At 61.3% G+C, this 19562-nt stretch carries 15 protein-coding genes, 2 tRNA genes and 1 pseudogene; 8 read left to right on the plus strand and 10 right to left on the minus strand.

Annotated features, from left to right (window positions below; translation table 11 throughout):
* The 5 genes and pseudogenes from H8S34_RS15160 to H8S34_RS11080 all read right to left on the minus strand — a co-directional run.
* Positions 1 to 119, minus strand: a pseudogene (locus H8S34_RS15160) (electron transfer flavoprotein subunit beta); the annotation flags it as partial.
* Positions 120 to 137: 18 nt separating this feature from the next.
* On the minus strand, positions 138 to 1280 hold the full coding sequence (locus tag H8S34_RS11065; RefSeq protein WP_101691009.1) for an acyl-CoA dehydrogenase: 1143 nt from the start codon (positions 1278 to 1280) through the stop codon (positions 138 to 140).
* Positions 1281 to 1366: 86 nt separating this feature from the next.
* Positions 1367 to 2218 (minus strand): 3-hydroxybutyryl-CoA dehydrogenase, encoded by an 852-nt coding sequence (locus H8S34_RS11070; protein ID WP_101691008.1) that lies wholly within the window; start codon positions 2216 to 2218, stop codon positions 1367 to 1369.
* 185 nt (positions 2219 to 2403) lie between these two features.
* Complete coding sequence (locus H8S34_RS11075) at positions 2404 to 3180, minus strand: enoyl-CoA hydratase-related protein (RefSeq protein WP_186964007.1); 777 nt, start codon at positions 3178 to 3180, stop codon at positions 2404 to 2406.
* A gap of 389 nt (positions 3181 to 3569) precedes the next feature.
* Positions 3570 to 4277 carry a DUF554 domain-containing protein gene (locus H8S34_RS11080; RefSeq protein ID WP_186964008.1) on the minus strand — a complete coding sequence of 236 codons (708 nt, stop codon included), beginning with the start codon at positions 4275 to 4277 and terminating at the stop codon, positions 3570 to 3572.
* A 170-nt stretch (positions 4278 to 4447) separates the two neighbouring features.
* On the opposite strand from H8S34_RS11080, the gene H8S34_RS11085 reads away from it, so the two are divergent.
* The gene (locus H8S34_RS11085) at positions 4448 to 5950 is read left to right on the plus strand and encodes a putative polysaccharide biosynthesis protein (protein ID WP_186964078.1); all 1503 of its coding nucleotides are present in this window, start codon (positions 4448 to 4450) and stop codon (positions 5948 to 5950) included.
* A gap of 220 nt (positions 5951 to 6170) precedes the next feature.
* Positions 6171 to 8246, plus strand: coding sequence for a glutamine synthetase III family protein (locus tag H8S34_RS11090; protein ID WP_101691004.1), 2076 nt, complete (start codon positions 6171 to 6173; stop codon positions 8244 to 8246).
* 58 nt (positions 8247 to 8304) lie between these two features.
* Here H8S34_RS11090 and H8S34_RS11095 read toward each other — a convergent pair whose 3' ends face one another.
* The 3 genes from H8S34_RS11095 to H8S34_RS11105 all read right to left on the minus strand — a co-directional run bounded on the left by H8S34_RS11095 (position 8305) and on the right by H8S34_RS11105 (position 10063).
* On the minus strand, positions 8305 to 9657 hold the full coding sequence (locus H8S34_RS11095; RefSeq protein ID WP_186964009.1) for an MATE family efflux transporter: 1353 nt from the start codon (positions 9655 to 9657) through the stop codon (positions 8305 to 8307).
* Between the two features lie 217 nt (positions 9658 to 9874).
* Positions 9875 to 9950: transfer RNA gene (locus H8S34_RS11100), tRNA-Phe, on the minus strand.
* Between the two features lie 30 nt (positions 9951 to 9980).
* A tRNA-Leu gene (locus H8S34_RS11105) sits at positions 9981 to 10063 on the minus strand.
* 144 nt (positions 10064 to 10207) lie between these two features.
* Between H8S34_RS11105 and H8S34_RS11110 the strand changes: the two genes are divergently transcribed.
* Positions 10208 to 11050, plus strand: coding sequence for a pyridoxamine kinase (locus H8S34_RS11110; protein WP_101691003.1), 843 nt, complete (start codon positions 10208 to 10210; stop codon positions 11048 to 11050).
* Positions 11051 to 11121: 71 nt separating this feature from the next.
* Here the strand turns inward: H8S34_RS11110 and H8S34_RS11115 are convergent, their stop codons facing one another.
* Both H8S34_RS11115 and H8S34_RS11120 read right to left on the minus strand, forming a co-directional pair.
* Positions 11122 to 12018, minus strand: a complete 897-nt coding sequence (locus tag H8S34_RS11115; RefSeq protein WP_101691002.1) for a GNAT family N-acetyltransferase — start codon at positions 12016 to 12018, stop codon at positions 11122 to 11124.
* A gap of 160 nt (positions 12019 to 12178) precedes the next feature.
* Positions 12179 to 13243, minus strand: coding sequence for a branched-chain amino acid aminotransferase (locus H8S34_RS11120; RefSeq protein ID WP_101691001.1), 1065 nt, complete (start codon positions 13241 to 13243; stop codon positions 12179 to 12181).
* A gap of 445 nt (positions 13244 to 13688) precedes the next feature.
* Here H8S34_RS11120 and H8S34_RS11125 point away from each other — a divergent pair, with 445 nt between their 5' ends.
* The 5 genes from H8S34_RS11125 (at position 13689) to hpt (ending at position 19537) form a co-directional block, all read left to right on the plus strand.
* Positions 13689 to 15680 carry a DHH family phosphoesterase gene (locus H8S34_RS11125; RefSeq protein ID WP_186964010.1) on the plus strand — a complete coding sequence of 664 codons (1992 nt, stop codon included), beginning with the start codon at positions 13689 to 13691 and terminating at the stop codon, positions 15678 to 15680.
* 74 nt (positions 15681 to 15754) lie between these two features.
* Positions 15755 to 16201: a 50S ribosomal protein L9 gene (rplI, locus tag H8S34_RS11130; protein WP_101690999.1), complete on the plus strand. Its 447-nt coding sequence runs from the start codon at positions 15755 to 15757 to the stop codon at positions 16199 to 16201.
* 34 nt (positions 16202 to 16235) lie between these two features.
* Positions 16236 to 17582, plus strand: a complete 1347-nt coding sequence (dnaB, locus tag H8S34_RS11135; RefSeq protein WP_101690998.1) for a replicative DNA helicase — start codon at positions 16236 to 16238, stop codon at positions 17580 to 17582.
* A 5-nt stretch (positions 17583 to 17587) separates the two neighbouring features.
* Complete coding sequence (tilS, locus tag H8S34_RS11140) at positions 17588 to 18973, plus strand: tRNA lysidine(34) synthetase TilS (protein WP_186964011.1); 1386 nt, start codon at positions 17588 to 17590, stop codon at positions 18971 to 18973.
* Positions 18974 to 18991: 18 nt separating this feature from the next.
* A complete protein-coding gene (hpt, locus tag H8S34_RS11145; protein WP_180956676.1) occupies positions 18992 to 19537 on the plus strand; it encodes a hypoxanthine phosphoribosyltransferase in 546 nt (181 codons plus the stop codon).
* Positions 19538 to 19562 lie beyond the last annotated feature (25 nt).

Genomic DNA, 19562 nt, shown 5'->3' on the forward strand with positions numbered 1-19562 from the left:
TTCATATCATCGGGGTTGGTGATGGTCGCCATGGACGCACGGTCCATGGTGCCGTCCGCCTTCACCGCAACCTTACCGGAGGTATCCGGCACCTGCTTCACACATACGATTGCTTTCATGTCAATATCCTCCGTTCCTTACTTCACGCCCAGATGGCTGGAAATGACCATGCGCTGAACCTCGCTGGTACCCTCGTAGATCTCGGTGATCTTGGCATCGCGCATCATGCGCTCCACGGGGTACTCACGGGTGTAGCCATAACCGCCAAAGAGCTGAACGGCGCGGCGGGTCACATCACTGGCGGCCTCAGCGGCGAAAAGCTTGGCCATGGCGGCGTCCATGGAGTAGGGCTCGCCATTCTGCTTCTTCATCGCAGCGGAGTACACCAGGAACTGGGCGGCCTGCATGCGGGTGTGCATATCGGCCAGCTGGAACTGGGTGTTCTGGAACTGAGACAGGCGGCGGCCAAACTGCACGCGCTCCTTGGTGTAGTTGATGGCCTCCTCCACGGCGCCCTCGCCCAGGCCCAGAGCCTGAGAGGCGATGCCGATACGGCCGCCGTCCAGCGTCTTCATGGCGATCTTGAAACCCTTGCCTTCCTTGCCCAGCAGGTTCTCCTTGGGCACGATGCAGTCCTCCATGATCAGCTCACAGGTGGAGGAGCCGCGGATACCCATCTTCTTCTCGTGCTTACCGATAGAGAATCCGGGGAAGTCCCGCTCCACGATGAAGGCGGAGATGCCGTGGTTGCCCGCCTTGGGATCGGTCATGGCAAAGACGATGAACACATTGGCAAAGCCGGCGTTGGTGATGAAGATCTTGGAGCCGTTGAGCACATAGTGATCTCCCTCCAGCACCGCGGTGGTCTGCTGTCCGGAAGCATCGGTACCGGCGTTGGGCTCGGTCAGGCCAAAGGCGCCGATCCACTCGCCGGAGCAGAGCTTGGGCAGGTACTTCTTCTTCTGCTCCTCGGTGCCGTTCTCAAAGATGGGGGCGCAGCACAGGGAGGTGTGGGCGGACACAACGACAGCGGTGGTGCCGCACACCTTGGCCAGCTCCTCCACCGCCATGGAATAAGCCAGCACATCGGCGCCGGCGCCGCCGTACTCCTTGGGGAAATAGATGCCCATCATGCCCAGCTTGGCCATCTTCTTGACGGTCTCCTCAGGGAAGCGCTCCTCCTCGTCGATCTCCTCGGCCAGGGGCTTCACCTCATTCTGGGCGAACTCACGGTACATTTTCCGAAGCATCTCATGCTCTTTGGACAGATGAAAATCCATATTGCTTTGCTCCTTCTAGATAAAAATACACATATACGGCTGGGAGCCGGGGACGATCTCCGTCCCCGGCTATCCGAATACTGGAATTACTTCTTGCTGTAGTCGTAGAAACCGATGCCGGTCTTACGGCCCAGACGGCCGCCGCGGACCATCTTGCGCAGCAGCAGGGAAGCGCGGTAACGGGGATCGTTGGTCTCCTTATAGAGAACATCCATGATGGCCAGACACACGTCCAGGCCGATGAAGTCGCCCAGCTCCAGGGGACCCATGGGATGATTGGCGCCCAGTTTCATGGCCTTGTCCACGTCCTCCACAGAGGCGATGCCGCTCTCGACCACATTGATACCCTCGTTGATCATGGGGATGAGCAGGCGGTTGACGACAAAACCGGGGGCCTCGTCTACTTCCACAGGGTCCTTGCCCACGTCCTTGGAGAGGTCAAAGATCGCCTTGAACGTCTCGTCGGAGGTGTTCACGCCGCGGATGACCTCAATGAGCTTCATCACGGGGGCGGGGTTAAAGAAGTGCATACCGATCACCTTGTCGGCCCGCTTGGTGGCGGAGGCAATGTCGGTGATGGAGATGGAGGAGGTGTTGGTGGCCAGGATGGCCTCGGGCTTGCAGATGGCATCCAGCTGAGCGAAGAGCTCCTTCTTCAGGGAGAGCTCCTCCACGGCGGACTCCACAACCAGATCGGCGTCAGCCGCAGCGTTGATGTCGGTCGTAAAGGTCAGCTTGGAGAGCAGGGCCTCCTTGCCGGCCTCGTCCAGCTTGCCCTTGGCAATGCGCTTATCCAGGCTTTTAATGAGGCTGTTCTTATGCTTCTCGGCGCTCTGCTCGCTGGTGGAGCGGATCACGGTATCGATACCCTTGGTCGCAAAAACCTGGCCGATGCCCAGGCCCATGGTGCCGCCGCCGATGATAACGATCTTTTTCATAAACATAGTCCTCCCAAAATTCAGTTGATCCCAAATGCTAAAGTACCCTGCGGACCCGTTCGGTCCGCCCGCGCGTTCTTTCGCGGTGGTACGGAATGTTCCTGCTCATGGTTGGTGACATGCTGTGTATTGGATCTTGCTCTGCGTGCCTCAGTTTGCTTAATCATTTTTAAAAACGGTCCAGATCAGCGGTTGAGGAAATGCTTTTCCTTCCGCTTCTCCAAAAAGGCGCCCATGCCCTCATCCTTGTCGGCCGTGCCGCAGGTGACGCCGAAGGCCTCCGCCTCGAAGGCCGCGGCGGTGTGGATATCGGTCTGCATTCCCATCCGGATGCAGCGCTTGGACTCCCGCACTGCAATCTGTGCATTAGCACAGATCGCCTGGGCCAGTTCCATGGCGCGCTCCATCAGCTCTTCTGGCGGACAGACCGCAGACACCAGGCCGATCTCCTTGGCCTCGGCCGCACCGATGACCCGGGCGGTCAGAATGAGCTCCATGGCCTTGGAGACCCCCACGATACGGGGCAGACGCTGCGTCCCGCCGAAGCCGGGTGTAATCCCCAGGCCCACCTCGGGCTGACCGAACTTGGCCTTCTCACTGGCCAGGCGGATGTCACAGGCCATGGCCAGCTCGCATCCGCCGCCCAGCGCAAAGCCGTTGACCGCGGCGATCACAGGCTTGGACAGATTCTCCAGCTTGAGGAACACATTTCCTCCGCGGACGCCGAATTTCTTTCCGTCACTGGAGGTAAAGCCCTTCATTTCCCCGATGTCGGCCCCCGCCACAAAGGAGCGGCCCGCACCGGTGAGGATGACCACATAGATCTCATCCTCAGCCTCCACTCTTTCCAGAACGGCGTCCAGATCAGAGAGGACCTGACTGTTGAGGGCATTGAGCGCATCGGGCCGGTCGATGGTGATGATTCCAACGTGTCCCTGTTGCTCAAACTTCACAAATGCCACTCGTTCTACCTCCTGTTTCTTGTAAAGTGTTGTTGGACCGTCCGGCAGCTTGTTATTTTTTTAACATATAACCTCCTAAAAAATTGCAACAGCAGGTTTTCTATCCGCAGTTGCACAACTTTACAGGTGGTTTCTTGGCTGTTCCGTTTTCTCGATCCTCGCTTAGTATAGCTCTTTTTTGGCTCATACGCAAGAGGGTTTTTGAAAAAAATCGTATTTTTTATCTACACACTTTCTTTTTTCATTCATTTTATTGTTGGTATTTTACAAATACTTAGTGAAAAAATTGACGATTTCGCGGTCTTTGCGCCTTTTGTTATTTTATTAACATTGATTAGATTCCAAATAAAAAGCACTTCGGAATCCGAAGTGCTTTGCGGAAAGGATGCTCACATCAGGGCGGTCAGCCACCGGGAGAGGGGCAGATAGGCCATGGGCAGAAACATGGCCGGCAGCATATTGCCCACCCGGATCTTTTCCCGGGGCAGTCCCAGCATGTTCAGGGCGATGCCCACGATGATGGTCCCCCCTACTGCGCTCATCTCCACCACCACGTCCTGCGGCAGATAGGGGCCTACAAACTGAGCCAGCAGCGTCAGTCCCCCCTGGTAGAGGAAGAGGGGCACCACACAGAAGGCCACACCCACGCCCATGGCCGAGGCAAAGGTGATGGCGGTCACCCCGTCGATGACACTCTTGGAAATCAGGATGGAATAGTTGTGGTTGAGGCCCGCCTCCAGGCTTCCGTTGATGGCCATGGCTCCCACGCAGAACAGGACTGTGGCATTGACAAATCCCTCTACAAAGCGGCTGTTGCCGCCGCCCCGGAGCAGGCGTCCCCGCACCAGTATGCCGATTCCCTCCAGGCGGTCTTCGATACGCAGTGCCTCCCCCAACAGCGTCCCCACGACCATGCAGACGATCACACACAGGGTATCCTGCGTGCCAATCATACTGGAGACACCGATCCCCATCACACACAGCCCCAGTGCACTGGTCAGTGTGGCGGCAAAACGGGGTTTGATATGGTCCTTGCACACAAGCCCCAGCAAACTGCCCAATAAAATCAGAACGACATTGATAACGGTGGCGATCATGGGTAACTCCTTCCGGCGGGCGCTTTCCCGCTTCACTGTATTAAATATAATGATACTCACCTTTTCGCCCCTTGTCAAAGGGGAATTCTCCTCATGTCCAGGCACTGGACCACATATGGTAGAACAGCGAAGAAAAAGGGGGGCTGTCCTTGAAAGTGAGCCGTTCATCCATGTTATACGGCACCTTACTGCTCACCGGCACCAGTCTGGTGGCCCAGGTGCTGGGATTTATCTACCGCATTTTTCTCTCCCGGCTGGTGGGGGCCGAGATTATGGGACTCTATCAACTCATCCTGCCGGTCTATTCCGTGGTCCTCTCCATCACCGCCGTTGGTCTGACCGTAGCCGTGTCCAACCTCTCAGCCGAGTATGCCGCACGGGGAAACGAGGGTGCCATGGGGGCGGTACTGCGGCGCTGCCTGACCGCCTTTCTGATCCTCTTTGCCCTGGTGGCCGGGGTAACAGTGCTGTTCTATGACCCCATTTCGGTCTATCTGCTGGGAGACGCCAGGACCCAGCTGGGCCTCCTTCTTTTACTCCCCTGTCTCTTTCTTACGGGGATTGAAAATCTCCACAAACACTATTTTTACGGCACGGGAAATATCCGTCCGCCTGCGGCAGTGGAGCTGTGTGAACAGTTCATCCGCACCGGGGCAGTCCTGGGCCTTCTGGCCCTCTTTCTCCCTCAGACGCCGGAGCGCACCGTGGGACTTATCGTGACCGGCATGGTGATCTGTGAGCTCTTTTCCTCCGTTACGCTGGTCATTCTGTACCGAAAACGGGCGGCTGGTCTGCCTCGGACCCCCGCCGACCCCGGGCTGAGCCGCCGGATCCGCGCCATTGCCGTTCCCATCGGCTTTACCGCCCTTTTGGGGAATATCATGGGCTCGGCCAACGCGGTACTCATCCCCCAGCGTCTGGTGGCCTCCGGCTCCGATGTGTCCCATGCCATGAGTTCGTTTGGTGTGCTGTGCGGCATGACGATCCCCATGCTAGTCATGCCCACCGCCTTTATCGGCGCCATGGGGCTGGTTCTGGTCCCCCGTCTGGCCCGCAGCGCCGCCCTGGGTCGTCTGGATCGGATCCGGGACCGGGTCCACAAGGCCATGCTGGCCACATCGGTCCTCATCATGCCCGCCATGGCCTTTCTGGTAGTCCTGGGACCGACCATCGGGCGTTTCCTCTTCCGGGAGGAGAGCGCGGGGGATTTTATCCTCCCCCTCTCACTGGGTGTCCTGCTGTCCTGCTATCAGTCCATCCTCTCCGGCGTGCTCAACGGCGTGGGAAAACAGCGTGCCGCCGCCTGGAACGCCATCCTCTGCGGCGGGGTGCAGCTGGGCTGCACCTTTTTCCTGATGGGCCTGCCTGGTGTGGGACTCAAGGGCTATGTGGCGGGCTTTGTGGCCAGCTCCGCCCTGGGTCTGCTCCTCAACTGGTATCAGGTGGGGCGGTATGCCCATATGCGGCCCCGGCTCTTCCAGTGGTGTACGGCCCCCGCGCTGTCCGCCCTCCTTATGGGCCTGTGCGTCAATCTGCTCTTCCGTTTCCTGTGCCGCAGCGGTGTGGAGGGCATTTGGGCTGTTCTCATCTGCCTGCTCTTCGGAAGTGTGGAATATCTCTGCGCCCTCTCGGCCCAGGGCGTTTCGGTTCGGGCCCTCTTTTCCCTACATTGACTTGTTGGTTTTTCATCCGTTTTTCTCGGCAAAAAGGGGCACTTTTTTGCATTCTCTCACAATTTCCGCCCCGCTGCGCCGGATTCCGCCCTCAGATGCTTGACAGCCCCCCGCCCACGGCTTATAATGACTTTCATGCAGCAAGGACGCTGCGGCCCTGGCCGCAGTGTCTTTTTTTATCGGTCCCCTCTGCCGGGGGACTCCATGGAGGAATGTTTTGATGAGTAAGGTCCCTGAACTCTTTGGCAGCATGGTTTTTAACGACTCTGTCATGCGGGAGCGGCTCCCCAAGGATATCTACCGCGCCCTCCGGCGCACCATCAACGAGGGCACGGCCCTGGACCCCGCCGTGGCCGATGTGGTGGCCGCCGCCATGAAGGACTGGGCGGTGGGCAAGGGCGCCACCCACTTCACACACTGGTTCCAGCCCATGACGGGCATCACCGCCGAAAAGCACGACGCCTTCCTCTCCCCCTGTGGGGACGGATCGGTCATCATGGATTTCTCAGGCAAGGAGCTCATCAAGGGCGAGTCGGACGCCTCCTCCTTCCCCTCCGGCGGGCTGCGGGCCACCTTTGAAGCCCGGGGCTATACCGCCTGGGACCCCACCTCTTACGCCTTTATCAAGGATGATACCCTGTGCATCCCCACCGCCTTCTGCTCCTACCACGGGGAGATCCTGGACAAAAAGACTCCCCTGCTCCGCTCCATGGACGCGGTGAGCCGGGAGGCCATCCGGGTGCTCCGTCTCTTTGGCAAGGATGTACGCCGGGTGACCTCCACCGTGGGCGCCGAGCAGGAGTATTTCCTCATCAACAAAGAGGACTACGGCAAGCGGGCCGATCTGATCCTCACGGGCCGGACCCTCTTCGGTGCGCCCGCCCCCAAGGGCCAGGAGATGGAGGATCACTACTACGGCTCGATCCGTCCCCGGGTCAAGGCCTTTATGGCGGAGCTGGATGAGGAGCTGTGGAAGCTGGGCATCTGCTCCAAGACCGAGCACAACGAGGTGGCGCCCTGCCAGCATGAGATGGCTCCCCTCTTTACCACCGCCAACCTGGCCACCGACCAGAACCAGCTCTCCATGGAGATCATGAAGAAGGTGGCCAACAAGCACGGCTTTGTCTGTCTCCTCCATGAAAAGCCCTTTGAGGGGGTCAACGGCTCGGGCAAGCACAACAACTGGTCCCTCTCCACCGACACCGGGGAGAACCTGCTGGACCCGGGCAAGACCCCCATGGACAACGCCCAGTTCCTGCTCTTCCTCACCGCCGTCATCAAGGCGGTGGACGACTATCAGGATCTGCTGCGCATCTCGGTGGCCAGCGCGGGCAACGACCACCGCCTGGGCGCCAATGAGGCCCCGCCCGCCATCGTCTCGGTCTATGTGGGCGACGAGCTGGAGCAGGTGGTGGATGCCCTGGTCTCGGGCGGAGCCCACGACAAGGCTGTGGATGCCGCCATGGACATCGGCGTCACCGCCCTTCCCCCCATCCCTCTGGACAACTCGGACCGGAACCGCACCTCTCCCTTCGCCTTCACCGGCAATAAGTTTGAGTTCCGTATGCCCGGCTCCTCTTTCAACATCGCCTGCACCAACGTGATGCTCAACACCGCCGTTGCCATGGTCCTGCGGGAGTTTGCCGACGAGCTGGAGGACGCCCCTGTCTTTGACACTGCCCTCTCTGCCCTCATCCGGCGGGAGCTGGCCGCCCACCGCCGGATCCTCTTCAACGGAAACGGCTACGGGACGGATTGGCCCATCGAGGCCCAGCGCCGGGGCCTGCTCAACCTGCGCACCACCCCCGAGGCCCTGGAGCGCTACGACGATCCCAAGAACGTGGCCCTCTTTGCCGCCATGGGCATCTACACCCTGGAGGAGATCCGCTCCCGCCAGGAGATCATCCAGGAGGATTACAGCAAGACCATCCTCATCGAGGCCCGCACCGCCCTGGATCTGCTCCGCCAGCAGATCCTCCCCGCCTGTATGGCCTATTCCAAGCAGGTGGCCGAGGGTGTGGCCGTCAAGCAGTCCATCGGCATCCCCGCCCCGGAGGAGAGCGCATTGGTCCGCTCCCTCACCGAGGAGACCGGACTCCTCTTCCAGCGTGCCGCCGAGCTGGAGTCCTCCCTCACTGCCCTGCCCAGCGGAGCCGCACCCCGGGCGGAATACTGCGCTCAAGCCGTCCTGCCCGCTATGGAGGCGGCCCGTGCCGTGGCCGACCGGCTGGAGGGCATGGTCAGCCACGATTTCTGGCCCTTCCCCACCTATCGGGATCTGCTCTTTTACATCTGATTTTCCTTCCTAATGAGACCGGCCGTCCGGCGGGAGTTTCCCGCCGGACGGCCGGTTTTTATACGGGCAGCTCCCGGGCACTTCTGCTCTTCCGGTGCCATAGCAGGAAGAGCAGACAGAGGGTGATCTGTACCACCGTGGCGCACGGAGTGGCCAGACCGATCTGAAACAGCGTGGGGTGGGGGCGCATACTCACCAGATAGACCACCGGGATGCGCACCAGCACGGCCCCCACGATTCCCTGCACCATCACAAAGAAGGTGTGTCCACAGCCGTTGAAGTACCCCACGCAGCAAAAGAGGATCGAGGTGAGCAGGGTGTCAATGGCGTAGGCCCTCAGATAATCGTGGGCCTGGGCGATAACCTCCGGGTCCCGGGAGAAGATCCCCGCCAGCAGATCTCCCCGGAAAAAGGCAAAGGACGCGATGACCACCGCCACGCCCAGGGCCGTGGCGATGCCATACCCCAGGGCAGCCCGGGCACGGGCCGCCTTTCCCGCCCCCATGTTCTGCGCCACAAAGGCCGACATGGACTGGGCATAGGAGGAGGGCACCAGCATAATGAACCCGCACACCTTTTCCGCCACGCCCACCCCTGCCGAGGCCGTTACATCGATGGCGTTGACCACCGTCTGAATGACGATGAAGGAGATCCCCACCAGGAACTCCTGAAGGGCGATGGGAGCACCCAGTGCCAGCTCCCGGCGCAGATAAAACCCGTCCAGGCGCAGATAGCTGGGCCGAAACTGGAACGGAAGGGGCCGCCCCCGCACCAGGACCAGCGACAGCACCACGCTGATGGCCTGGGAGAGCACCGTGGCCAGCGCGGCCCCCCGTGCCCCCATGTGGAGCACTGCCACAAAGAAGAGATCTCCCAGGATGTTGCACACGCAGGCGATGCACACGGTCACCAGAGGGGTCTTGGAATCTCCGATCCCCCGAAAGACCGCCCCCAGCAGGTTGTAAAGCACAATAAAAACGCCCCCCATGCCGCAGATGCGGATGTAGGCACAGGTCTGCTCATAGGCCTCCTCGGGCGCGTGGAGCAGACGGGCCAGTGTTCCGGCCCCACCGACCAGAAGTCCCGTAAGGAGAATTCCCAGCGCCGTAAAGAGCAGAATACCCGTTCCGATGGCCCGGCCCGCCTCCTCGCGCCGCCCCTCTCCGATCTTCTGGCCCACAAAGATGGTGATTCCCATGGTCAGCCCGGTGACCACCATGGCCACCGTCTGCATCAGCACACTGCCGGTGGAGACGCCTGACACATCCGCCGTATGGGAAAACTGTCCCACCACCAGCAGGTCCACTCCACCGTACAGCGACTGCAAAAACAGCGCCGCAAAGACCGGCATGGCAAAGCGAATCAGGGATGTGAGCACTCTTCCTTCCGTCAGATCTCTTGTCTTTCTCATGGCTTCCCGCTCCTTTGCAATAAAAAAGCTGGATAAGGAACAGACGTCTCAGTCTGTAGCCTTATCCAGCATAACATTTCCAGAGAATGTCATACCCTCCGCGCTGCTGAAAGGGTAGCATATTTCCCGCTCGTTTGTCAAGAGTGGCCGCCCCGGCGGCACATGACCAAGGCGGACAAAACAAAAAAGTCGGAGCAAGCTTTCGCTTGCTCCGACCTGGTGCCTCCGGCCGGAATCGAACCAGCGACACGGGGATTTTCAGTCCCCTGCTCTACCAACTGAGCTACAGAGGCAAATGAAAGGCCCTGCAACCAGAACCTCTCTGGTGCGGGTAACAGGACTTGAACCTGCACGGTCGCCCACCAGAACCTAAATCTGGCGTGTCTGCCAATTCCACCATACCCGCGCATCGGTCATTCTTGTATATATTATCATGCTTTTCTCCATTTGTCAATTGAAAATTTACAAAGATCCAGCTATAATGGGAATACATCCAGAAGTTTATCCGCATCCGCGCGTATTGATATCCCATCTGTAAGGAGTGACCGCTATGAAGCGCGCGCCCGAAGTGGCTGTGATCCAGGATCTGTCGGGATTTGGCCGGTGCTCGGCCACCATCGCCCTGCCGGTACTTGCCGCCATGGGAAACCGGTGTGAGACCCTGCTCACCGCCTATCTCTCCGCCCATACCGCCTATCCCTCCTCGGACCGCGCCGTCTTTCTCGACCTGACCGACGAGATGACCCGGTGCAGTGACCACTGGGCTCAGCTGGGGGCCTCCTTTGAGGCCATTTACAGCGGGTTCCTAGGCTCGGAACGCCAGATCGACGTGCTCCGGGCTTTTATCGCCCGCTTCCGCCGTCCCAATACTCTGGTACTGGTGGACCCGGTCATGGGAGATCACGGCAAGCCGTACAGCACCTATACCCCCGCCCTGTGCCAGCGGATGGGGGCCCTGGCCGAGCAGGCTGACATCATCACGCCCAATCTGACTGAGGCGGCCCTGCTTCTGGAGGAGCCCTATGAGGCTGTCCCCTCCGGCGAAGCCGGGATGGCCGCCTGGCTGGAGCGGCTCTCTCTGGGCGGGCGGCGCTCGGTAGTCATCACGGGGGTGAGTCTCTCCAACGGTGAGGTGGGGGCGGGCTGCTGGGACCGGGAGACCGGCCGCGTCTCCTTCTCCCAAACCCGGCAGGAACCCGCCCATTTCCCCGGCACCGGCGACCTCTTTGCCAGCGTGCTGCTGGGAAGCCTGCTCAAAGGCGCCCCTCTCCCCCAGAGTATGGAGCGGGCCGTCTCCTTTGTCCAGACCTGCGCCGCGGCCACTCTGGAACTGGGCACGCCCATTCTGGACGGGGTGCAGTTTGAACCTCTGCTTCACCTGCTCATGGACTGAAGCCCGAACACAAAACCGGCGGCCCGGAGGACGACTGTCCTCCGGACCGCCTTTCGTTTCATCCGGCTGGATCAGGTGTGAGAGAGCAGAGGGAAGCGGCAGGAATAGCGCTTGAGCAGCTCCTTCCCGTTCCCCAGCATGAAGAGGGTGCTGTCCCGGTCCATCAGAGGGCGGACTGAGCAGGATGCTCCGGCCCGGGGGGTAAAGCCCAGCACCGCCTTCTCGGTCTCGGGCCGGGCCAGGGCGGAGAGGATCTCCCCCAGATCACGGCCGCTGCCGCCGAAGAGATCGTGGCAGTACATGGTCTCCCCATCGTACTCCACCACCGCCACGGTGTCGTGGCTGCCCACATAGTAGATGTGCTCCCGCATCACACCGCCGCAGTGGAAGAAGAGCAGACCCGGGTTGTGCTCCCAGCTGAGCAGGGCGTGGGGATTGCCCTTCTGATAGTGGGAGAGGATCAGGGACTTGTCCTGGGAGAGCTCCGGGATAAGCCGGCACACCTGGCTCCGTCCGGGCAGGGCCTGGACCTGGGCGGTGTGGCGGAACTCCCGCACCTTCTCAAAGCCAAAGCGGGGGTAGAACTCCTGGGTGTCCCGGTTGGCAAAGAGATAGATGCCATGGCATTTCCCCGCCCAGTCGGTGAGCACCCGGGCCATGAGAAAATGGATCAGGCCCCGGCCCCGGAATTCCGGGTCACACATGACGGTACCGATCTGAAGGTAGTGCAGCTCCTTGCCCATGCACCGCAGGTCCATGGGACTCACCGATACGTTGGCCACCACCCGACCCTCGTAGACCAGGGAGTTGGGCCGGTAGCGGTCAGTCCAGTAGCCGGCCCGGTGCCAGGGCTCAAAATCCAGTCCGAACACCTTGCCTGCCAGGGCGTTAAAGCTCTCCCGCAGGCCGGGCTCCTCCTGATAGCAGGTGCGATAGTCAAAGCGGCTTCCATCCAGTGTGATCTCCATTGTGTGTCGTTCCTCTCTTTATCTCTCTATCTCTCTAAGTCCTGCACGGTCATGCGTCCTCCACAACGCAAAGACTGCCCGGAAGTCCGGGCAGCAAAAACAGAGGGGGCGGGCCCGCCGCGGGTCCGTCCCCTCCGTGCAGTTTTACGATTATATCACATCAGACGCGAACCGTCCAGCCATAGGGATCTTCCAGCGTACCCCACTGGATGCCGGTGAGGGTATCGTAGAGCTTCTGGGTCAGGGCACCGATGGCGCCGCCGTTGATGACGGCGTGCTCGTCATTCCAGCCCATCTCGCCCACCGGGGAGACCACGGCGGCCGTACCGGTACCCCAGGCCTCCTCCAGCTTACCGGCCTTGGCCGCGTCAAAGAGCTCCTGGGCGGTGATGAGCCGCTCCTCCACATCCATGCCCCAGTGACGCATCAGCTCCAGGCAGGAGCGGCGGGTGATGCCGGGCAGCACGGAGCCGGTGAGCTTGGGGGTGATGACCTTGCCGTCCACCTTGAACATGACGTTCATGGAACCCACTTCCTCGATGTACTTGCGCTCCACACCGTCCAGCCAGAGCACCTGGGCATAGCCCTGTCCCTCGGCCCGCTCGCCGGCGCGGATGGAGGCGGCGTAGTTTCCGCCGCACTTTGTATAGCCGGTGCCGCCCCGGACAGCCCGCACATCCTCGTTCTCCACATAGATGCGCACCGGGTTGATGCCCTCCTTGTAGTAGGCACCCACCGGGCAGCAGATCACGCAGAAGAGGTAGCTGTGGCTGGCGTGGACACCCAGGCTGGCGTCGGTGGCAATAATAAAGGGACGGATATACAGGGAGGTGCCCGGCTCGCTGGGAACCCAGTCTTCCTCCACCTTTACCAGCGCCTTGATGGCGTCCAGCGCCACGTCCTCCGGCAGGGCGGGGATGCACAGACGCTCACAGGAGTCGTTGAGCCGGCGCACATTGTCCATGGGACGGAAGAGCTGCACGCCGCCGTCAGGCCGGCGGTAGGCCTTCATGCCCTCAAAGACCTCCTGGGCATAGTGGAACACCATGGTGGAGGGGTCCAGCTGGAGAGGACCATAGGGCACGATCCGGCCGTCATGCCAGCCCTGCCCGGCGTCATAGTTCATCAGGAACATATAGTCCGTAAAATTGTGCCCGAAAACCAGCGTCTTGGGGTCGGGCTTGGGTTTCAGCTGCTTGGCGCGCTCAATGGGGAATTCGTTCATATGGATAACCTCCTGCCTTTTTTTGGACTGGCCTTCCGTCCTCGCGGCAAGATCCCCGGGGGCGGCTGACAATTTAGCGATTTAATTATCTGAATTATTAGCATTATAGCAGTCTCATCTTCACCCTGCAAGAGAAAGATTGACAGAAAATAGGCTTTTCCCGCCATTTGACTTATGTTATAATAGCCGCAAAGCCGTTTCTTTTTCCGGCAGCCGGCCTGCCGGACCCGGACGGCGATCAAGCGAATGGGCCGTATCCGCCCAAAAGAGTCCCCGAATATGGTATCATTTCTTTGAAAAAAGCGATTGATTCATCGGGCCTTGAACGCCGGCGCGTTCAAGGCTTGTGGCTTTCTGTCCGGCAGGACCATGTCCCGCCGCCCCCTCCGGGGTATGCAATCTCCTTTGAAACTGGCCGCACGTGCGGCGGAAAGGGCGTTTTTCTATGCGGAAAAAGAAGCTGTCCCGGTTACTGGAGCCCGGTTTTCAGCTCTATTTTGTCTGTCTGGTGCTGTTTGCCATCGCCTCCGCCTTCCTCAGCCCCTGGCTGGGCGGCGCAGAGGGCGTTGTGATCATCCTGCTCTACGTCTATTTCCGCCGGAGCAATGCCCAGCGGCAGAAGGAGATCCTCAAGTATATCGACAACATCACCTGCAACATCGATGTGGCCACCAAGGACACCATGATCAACGCCCCCCTCCCCATGGTCATTTTCCGCCCGGAGAGTGATGAGGTGATCTGGTCCAACGACCGCTTTCTTCAGCTCACCGGTGAGCGGGAACATCTCTTTGACACCAAGCTCTCCTCGGTGGTGCCCGGTTTTTCCTCCCGCTGGCTGATGGAGGGAAAGACGGAATGTCCCATGGAGGTGGAGTTGGCCGACCGCCGCTTCCTGGTCTTCGGCCATCTGGTGCGCACCGACGAAAAGGGGGCCCACAGCTTCCTGGCCACCACCTACTGGGTGGATGTGAGTGACTACTCCGCCGTGCGGGAAGAATTTTACGGCTCCCGTCCGGTGTGCGCCATCCTCACGGTGGACAACTATGAGGAGCTGATGAAGGGCATCAGCGACAATGAGAAGTCCTCGGTGGTCAACGCCATCGACGAGCATATCAGCGCCTGGTGCAAGCCCACCGGCGGTCTGCTGTGCAAGTATGACCGGGACCGGTATCTCTTCCTCTTTGAGGAGCGGTTCCTCGCCCCCCTGCGGGAGGGAAAATTCGCGGTACTGGAGGCGGTGCGGGGCGTGCTCAACCCCAAGGGCATGCCGGCCACCCTCTCCATCGGCATCGGCCGGGACGCCGATACCTTCCAGGAGCTCTTCCAGTACGCCGCCCTCTCGGTGGAAATGGCCCTCTCCCGGGGCGGCGACCAGGTGGTCATCAAGAACAAGTTCAACTTCGAATTTTTCGGCGGCCACGCCAAGGAGCTGGAGCGGCGTACCAAGGTCAAGAGCCGGGTCATGTCCAGCGCGCTGGGCGAGCTGATCGCCGACGCCTCCCACGTCTTTGTCATGGGACACAAGTTCCCCGACTTCGACTGCATCGGCGCCGCGGCCGGCGTGTGTGCCATTGCCCGCAAGAAGGGCACGCCCGTCTATTTTATCAAAGACCCCAACCCCAACCCGGCCAGCGACATGGTGGCCCGTCTCTCCGCCCTGCCGGAGTATAAGGACGTCTTCCTCTCCCCGCAGGATGCGATGATCAAGGCCGATTCCCGCTCCCTTCTGGTGGTGGTGGACACCAACCGCCCGGAACAGACCCTCTCGGAGGATCTGCTCCTCTCCTGCAACAAGGTGGCGGTCATCGACCACCACCGCCGGGCCGCCACCTATATCGCCGATGCGGCCCTCAACTTCCACGAGCCCTATGCCTCTTCGGCCAGTGAGCTGGTCACCGAACTTCTGCAGTACCTGCTGGAGCCGGCCGACCTGCTGCGCACCGAGGCGGAGGCACTTCTCTCCGGCATCGTGCTGGACACCAAACAGTTCACCATGCGTACCGGCAGCCGCACCTTTGAGGCGGCCTCCTTCCTCCGCCGGGCCGGCGCCGACACCGGCGACGTCCGCAAGCTCTTCCAGAACGATCTGGAGGGCACCATTGCCCGGTATGACATCATCCGCAACGCCCGCCTCTACCGGGACGGCATCGCCGTGGCAGTGGTAGACCACACGGTGGGCCGGGTCACCGCGGCCCAGGCCGCCGATGAGCTGCTCAACATCTCGGGCATTGACGCCTCCTTTGTCCTCTTCCCGGACGGCGACCGGGTCATCATCTCGGGCCGCTCCATGGGGGATACCAATGTGCAGCTCATTCTGGAAAAGCTGGGGGGCGGCGGAAATGCCAGCGCCGCCGGCGGTCAGATCCCCGGCGAGATCGACGATATGACCCGCAAACTCCTCACCGCCATCGATCAGTATTTTGAGGAGGAAGTCTGATACGGGGATTTTCCCCCGCGCGGAACCCATTTTAATGCTTGATTCCCACGATTGAATAGAAAGGAACGATATCCATGAAAGTGATTTTGCAGCAGGATGTGAAGGGCCAGGGCAAGAAGGGCCAGATGATCGAGGCCAGTGACGGCTACGCCCGCAACTTCCTCCTTCCCAAAAAGCTGGCTGTGCCCGCCACCGCCGAGAACATCAACACCATGAAGCAGCAGGAGAAGGCCAAGCGCGCCCAGGAGGCCGCTGAGAAGGCCGAGGCCGAGGCCACTGCCCAGCGCCTCAAGGAGATTACCGTCCAGATCAAGGCCAAGGCCGGCAACGGCGGCCGCCTCTTCGGCGCGGTGACCTCCAAGGAGATCTCCGACGCCCTCAGCGAGCAGTTCGGCATCTCCATCCCCAAGGCCAAGATCGTCCAGGACGAGCCCATCAAGGCCTTCGGCGGCTACGACCTCAAGTGCAAGCTGGGCTATGAAGTGGTGGGCACCCTGAAGGTCATGGTGACCGAGGCCTGATTCCAGCGGTTTCATTCCAGAGGAGGTGACGCACATGGATGAGACCCTTCTGGTCCGGCAGATGCCCCACTCGGTGGAGGCCGAGCAGTCTGTGCTGGGCTCCATGCTCATTGATGCCCGCTGCGTGCCTGAGGTGATCGAGTCCCTCAAGAGCGAGGACTTCTATCTCCGGCAGAACCGGGAGATCTATGAGACCATCTACTCCATGTTCAATTTCTCTCTGACCATCGATCCGGTCACCGTACTGGATCACATGAAGCAGAACGGCGTCTACGACGAGAACACCTCCCGCAATTATATCCTCCAGCTCATGGAGATCACGCCCACGGCGGCCAACGTCCGGGAGTATGTCTCCATCGTCAAGGACAAATCCCTCCTGCGGCGCATCGCGGAGACGGCGGGCGCCCTCACCGCCATGGTGCAGGAGGGGACCGGCACCGCCCAGGAGGTGCTGGAGGCCGCGGAGCAGCGCATCTATGCCATCCGGCAGGGCCGCTCCGCCCAGGGGCTGGAGCACATCTCCAGCGTCATCCTGAACGTCTATGAGCGCCTGGCCGAGCTGGCCGCCAACGACTCGGCGGTCCCCGGCCTCTCCACCGGCCTGCCCGATGTAGATATGGCCATCTCCGGCCTGAACAAGTCCGACCTCATCCTGCTGGCCGCCCGTCCCGGCATGGGCAAGACCTCCTTCGCGCTGAACATGCTCCTCCACGCGGGCAAGTTCTCCGGTAAGACCGTGGTCTTTTTCTCCCTGGAAATGAGCCGGGAGCAGCTGGCCATGCGCCTCATTTCGGGCGAGTCCTTTGTGGACAACAAGAAGCTGGTCACCGGCCGCCTGGGTGAGGAGGACTGGAGCCGCATTGCCGCGGCCTCCGCCGCCCTCAACAAGACCCAAATCCTCATCGACGACAACCCCTCCCTCAGCGTGGCCGACATGAACGCCAAGTGCCGCCGGGTGGATAATCTGGGTCTGGTGGTCATAGACTATCTCCAGCTTATGACCTCCGCCGGCGGCTCCACCCGCTCGGGCGACAACCGCCAGCAGATCGTCTCCGACATCTCCCGTGCCCTGAAGATCATGGCCAAGGAGCTCAATGTGCCGGTGGTTTGCCTCTCCCAGCTCTCCCGCGGACCGGAGAGCCGCTCCGACAAGCGCCCCATGCTCTCCGACCTGCGTGAGTCGGGCGCCATCGAGCAGGACGCCGACATCGTCATGTTCCTCTACCGGGACGACTACTATAACGAGGACAGCGAAAACCACAATCTGGCCGAGTGTATCATCGCCAAGAACCGCCACGGTGAGACCAAGACGGTGGAGCTCCAGTGGCTTCCCGAGTATACCACCTTCTCCTCCATCGACCGGCGGCATCAGGAGTATTAGACCCTATGACAGCTTCTCAACTGCCCGGCGGCTTTGCCGCCCTTACCCGCGAATACGCCATGCTCCCCCCGGGGGGACGCATTCTGTGCGCCGTATCGGGCGGCGCCGACTCCGTGTGCCTGCTCCACCTGCTCCGACGGCAGGCGGAGGAGGTGGGCTTCTCCCTCTTTGCCGCCCACTATGACCACCAGCTCCGGGGCGAAGAGTCCACACGGGACGCCTCTTTTGTGGAAAACCTCTGCCGGGAGTGGCAGATTCCCCTCACCCTGGGGCGGGGCGATGTGGCCGAAGAGGCCCGCCGCCGCCGCGCCGGGCTGGAGGAAACCGCCCGGGAAATGCGCTATGCCTTCCTGGAGGAGACTGCCCGTACCCTGGACTGCTCGCTCATTGCCACGGCCCACAACGCCGATGACAATGTGGAGACCGCCCTGCTCCACCTCATCCGGGGTGCTGGGCTTCAGGGCCTGTCCGGGATGGCGCCCCGGCGGGGCTCCCTGATTCGTCCCCTGTTGTCCACAGGGCGGGCTGAAATTGTGGAATACCTGCGCCAGGAGAACCTCCCCTATGTGGAGGACAGCTCCAACCAGGATATCACCTTTACCCGCAACCGCATCCGCCATGAGGTCCTCCCTCTCCTGCACCAGATTAACCCCCAGTTCTCCCAGCGCATGGGACAGACTCTGCGCTCCCTCCGGGCAGACCATGACTTTCTCACGGCCCAGGCCGCCCAGGTGGCCCAGAATGCCCGCTGGGCGGAGGATGATCTGGTCATCGAGGCACGCCACATTGCCCAGGCCCCCGATGCCATCGCCCCCCGCGCGGTGCGGTGGCTCCTCGGCATGCTGGGGGATGGGAGCGACGACTGTACCGCCGCCCACCTCAGCGCGGTGGTGGAGCTGGCCCGGGGAGAGGACCCCTCCGCGGTGGTCTTTCTGCCCGGCGGGAAAATGGCCCAGCGGGTCTACCGGGAGCTTTTGTTCACCACCCGTCAGCCCCCCCAGGCCCTGACCCCCGCGCCTCTGACGCTGGAGGGAGAGACCTGTCCGGCGGGGGCCCTGTGGGCCTGCCGGTGCCGCCGGACGGTCTGTCCGGCCCAGAGCCCGCCCGGCGTATATTACGTCGCCGCATTCCAGGGGACGCCGGTACTCCGTCCCCGCCAGACCGGAGACGAGATCCGCCTCCCCGGCCGGGACACAAAAACCATCAAAAAGCTGCTCATCGACCATAAATTCCCCCGGCGGGACCGGGACCGCCTCCCCGTCCTGGCCGACGAGGGCGGGGTAGTGGCCCTTGCGGGCTTTGGCCCCGAGGTCACCCGTCTGGCCCAGCCGGGCGAAGCGGCGTATGAAATTTCATTTTATCTCCCCTCCACACCTCACAAAACGGTATAGAGAGAAAGGATGCTAAATATGCTGGAACAAGATATTGATCGCGTGCTCTTTACGGAAGAACAGCTTCAGGCCCGGGTGGCGGAGATCGCCGCCCAAATCGACCGGGATTACGCCGGTAAGCAGCCCCTGCTGGTCAGCGTGCTGCGGGGCTCCTTCGTCTTCATGGCGGATCTGGTCCGCCGCATCACCCTGCCCTGCACGGTGGACTTTATGGCGGTTTCCTCCTACGGCAGCGGCACCACCAGCTCCGGCCAGGTCAAGATCGTCAAGGACCTGTCCGAGCAGATCGAGGGCAAGGACGTCATCGTGGTGGAGGACATCCTGGACAGCGGCAACACCCTGTCCTACCTCCTCAAGCTGCTGGAGGCCCGTCATCCCGCCTCCATCCGCCTGTGCACCCTGCTGGATAAGCCCGAGCGGCGCACCAAGCCCGTGGCGGTGCAGTACTCCGGCTTCACCATTCCCGACGAGTTCGTGGTGGGTTACGGACTGGACTACGATGAGAAGTACCGCAACCTGCCCTACATCGGCATTCTGAAGCCCCGTGTCTACGGGGGCGAATAAGTCCTTTTTCCGGCCCCGCGCGGCA

This window comes from Pseudoflavonifractor hominis (assembly GCF_014288125.1).
Classification (GTDB): domain Bacteria; phylum Bacillota; class Clostridia; order Oscillospirales; family Oscillospiraceae; genus Pseudoflavonifractor_A; species Pseudoflavonifractor_A gallinarum.

Excerpts from the sequence above, each read along its gene's own strand:
- H8S34_RS11120 (WP_101691001.1), bottom strand. The coding sequence starts at position 13,243 with ATGAACGAATTCCCCATTGAGCGCGCCAAGCAGCTGAAACCCAAGCCC.
- H8S34_RS11115 (WP_101691002.1), bottom strand. The coding sequence starts at position 12,018 with ATGGAGATCACACTGGATGGAAGCCGCTTTGACTATCGCACCTGCTAT.
- hpt (WP_180956676.1), top strand. The coding sequence starts at position 18,992 with ATGCTGGAACAAGATATTGATCGCGTGCTCTTTACGGAAGAACAGCTT.
- H8S34_RS11065 (WP_101691009.1), bottom strand. The coding sequence starts at position 1,280 with ATGGATTTTCATCTGTCCAAAGAGCATGAGATGCTTCGGAAAATGTAC.
- rplI (WP_101690999.1), top strand. The coding sequence starts at position 15,755 with ATGAAAGTGATTTTGCAGCAGGATGTGAAGGGCCAGGGCAAGAAGGGC.
- H8S34_RS11110 (WP_101691003.1), top strand. The coding sequence starts at position 10,208 with ATGAAGCGCGCGCCCGAAGTGGCTGTGATCCAGGATCTGTCGGGATTT.
- H8S34_RS11095 (WP_186964009.1), bottom strand. The coding sequence starts at position 9,657 with ATGAGAAAGACAAGAGATCTGACGGAAGGAAGAGTGCTCACATCCCTG.
- H8S34_RS11070 (WP_101691008.1), bottom strand. The coding sequence starts at position 2,218 with ATGAAAAAGATCGTTATCATCGGCGGCGGCACCATGGGCCTGGGCATC.
- H8S34_RS11090 (WP_101691004.1), top strand. The coding sequence starts at position 6,171 with ATGAGTAAGGTCCCTGAACTCTTTGGCAGCATGGTTTTTAACGACTCT.
- H8S34_RS11085 (WP_186964078.1), top strand. The coding sequence starts at position 4,448 with ATGTTATACGGCACCTTACTGCTCACCGGCACCAGTCTGGTGGCCCAG.
- H8S34_RS11080 (WP_186964008.1), bottom strand. The coding sequence starts at position 4,277 with ATGATCGCCACCGTTATCAATGTCGTTCTGATTTTATTGGGCAGTTTG.
- dnaB (WP_101690998.1), top strand. The coding sequence starts at position 16,236 with ATGGATGAGACCCTTCTGGTCCGGCAGATGCCCCACTCGGTGGAGGCC.
- H8S34_RS11125 (WP_186964010.1), top strand. The coding sequence starts at position 13,689 with ATGCGGAAAAAGAAGCTGTCCCGGTTACTGGAGCCCGGTTTTCAGCTC.
- tilS (WP_186964011.1), top strand. The coding sequence starts at position 17,588 with ATGACAGCTTCTCAACTGCCCGGCGGCTTTGCCGCCCTTACCCGCGAA.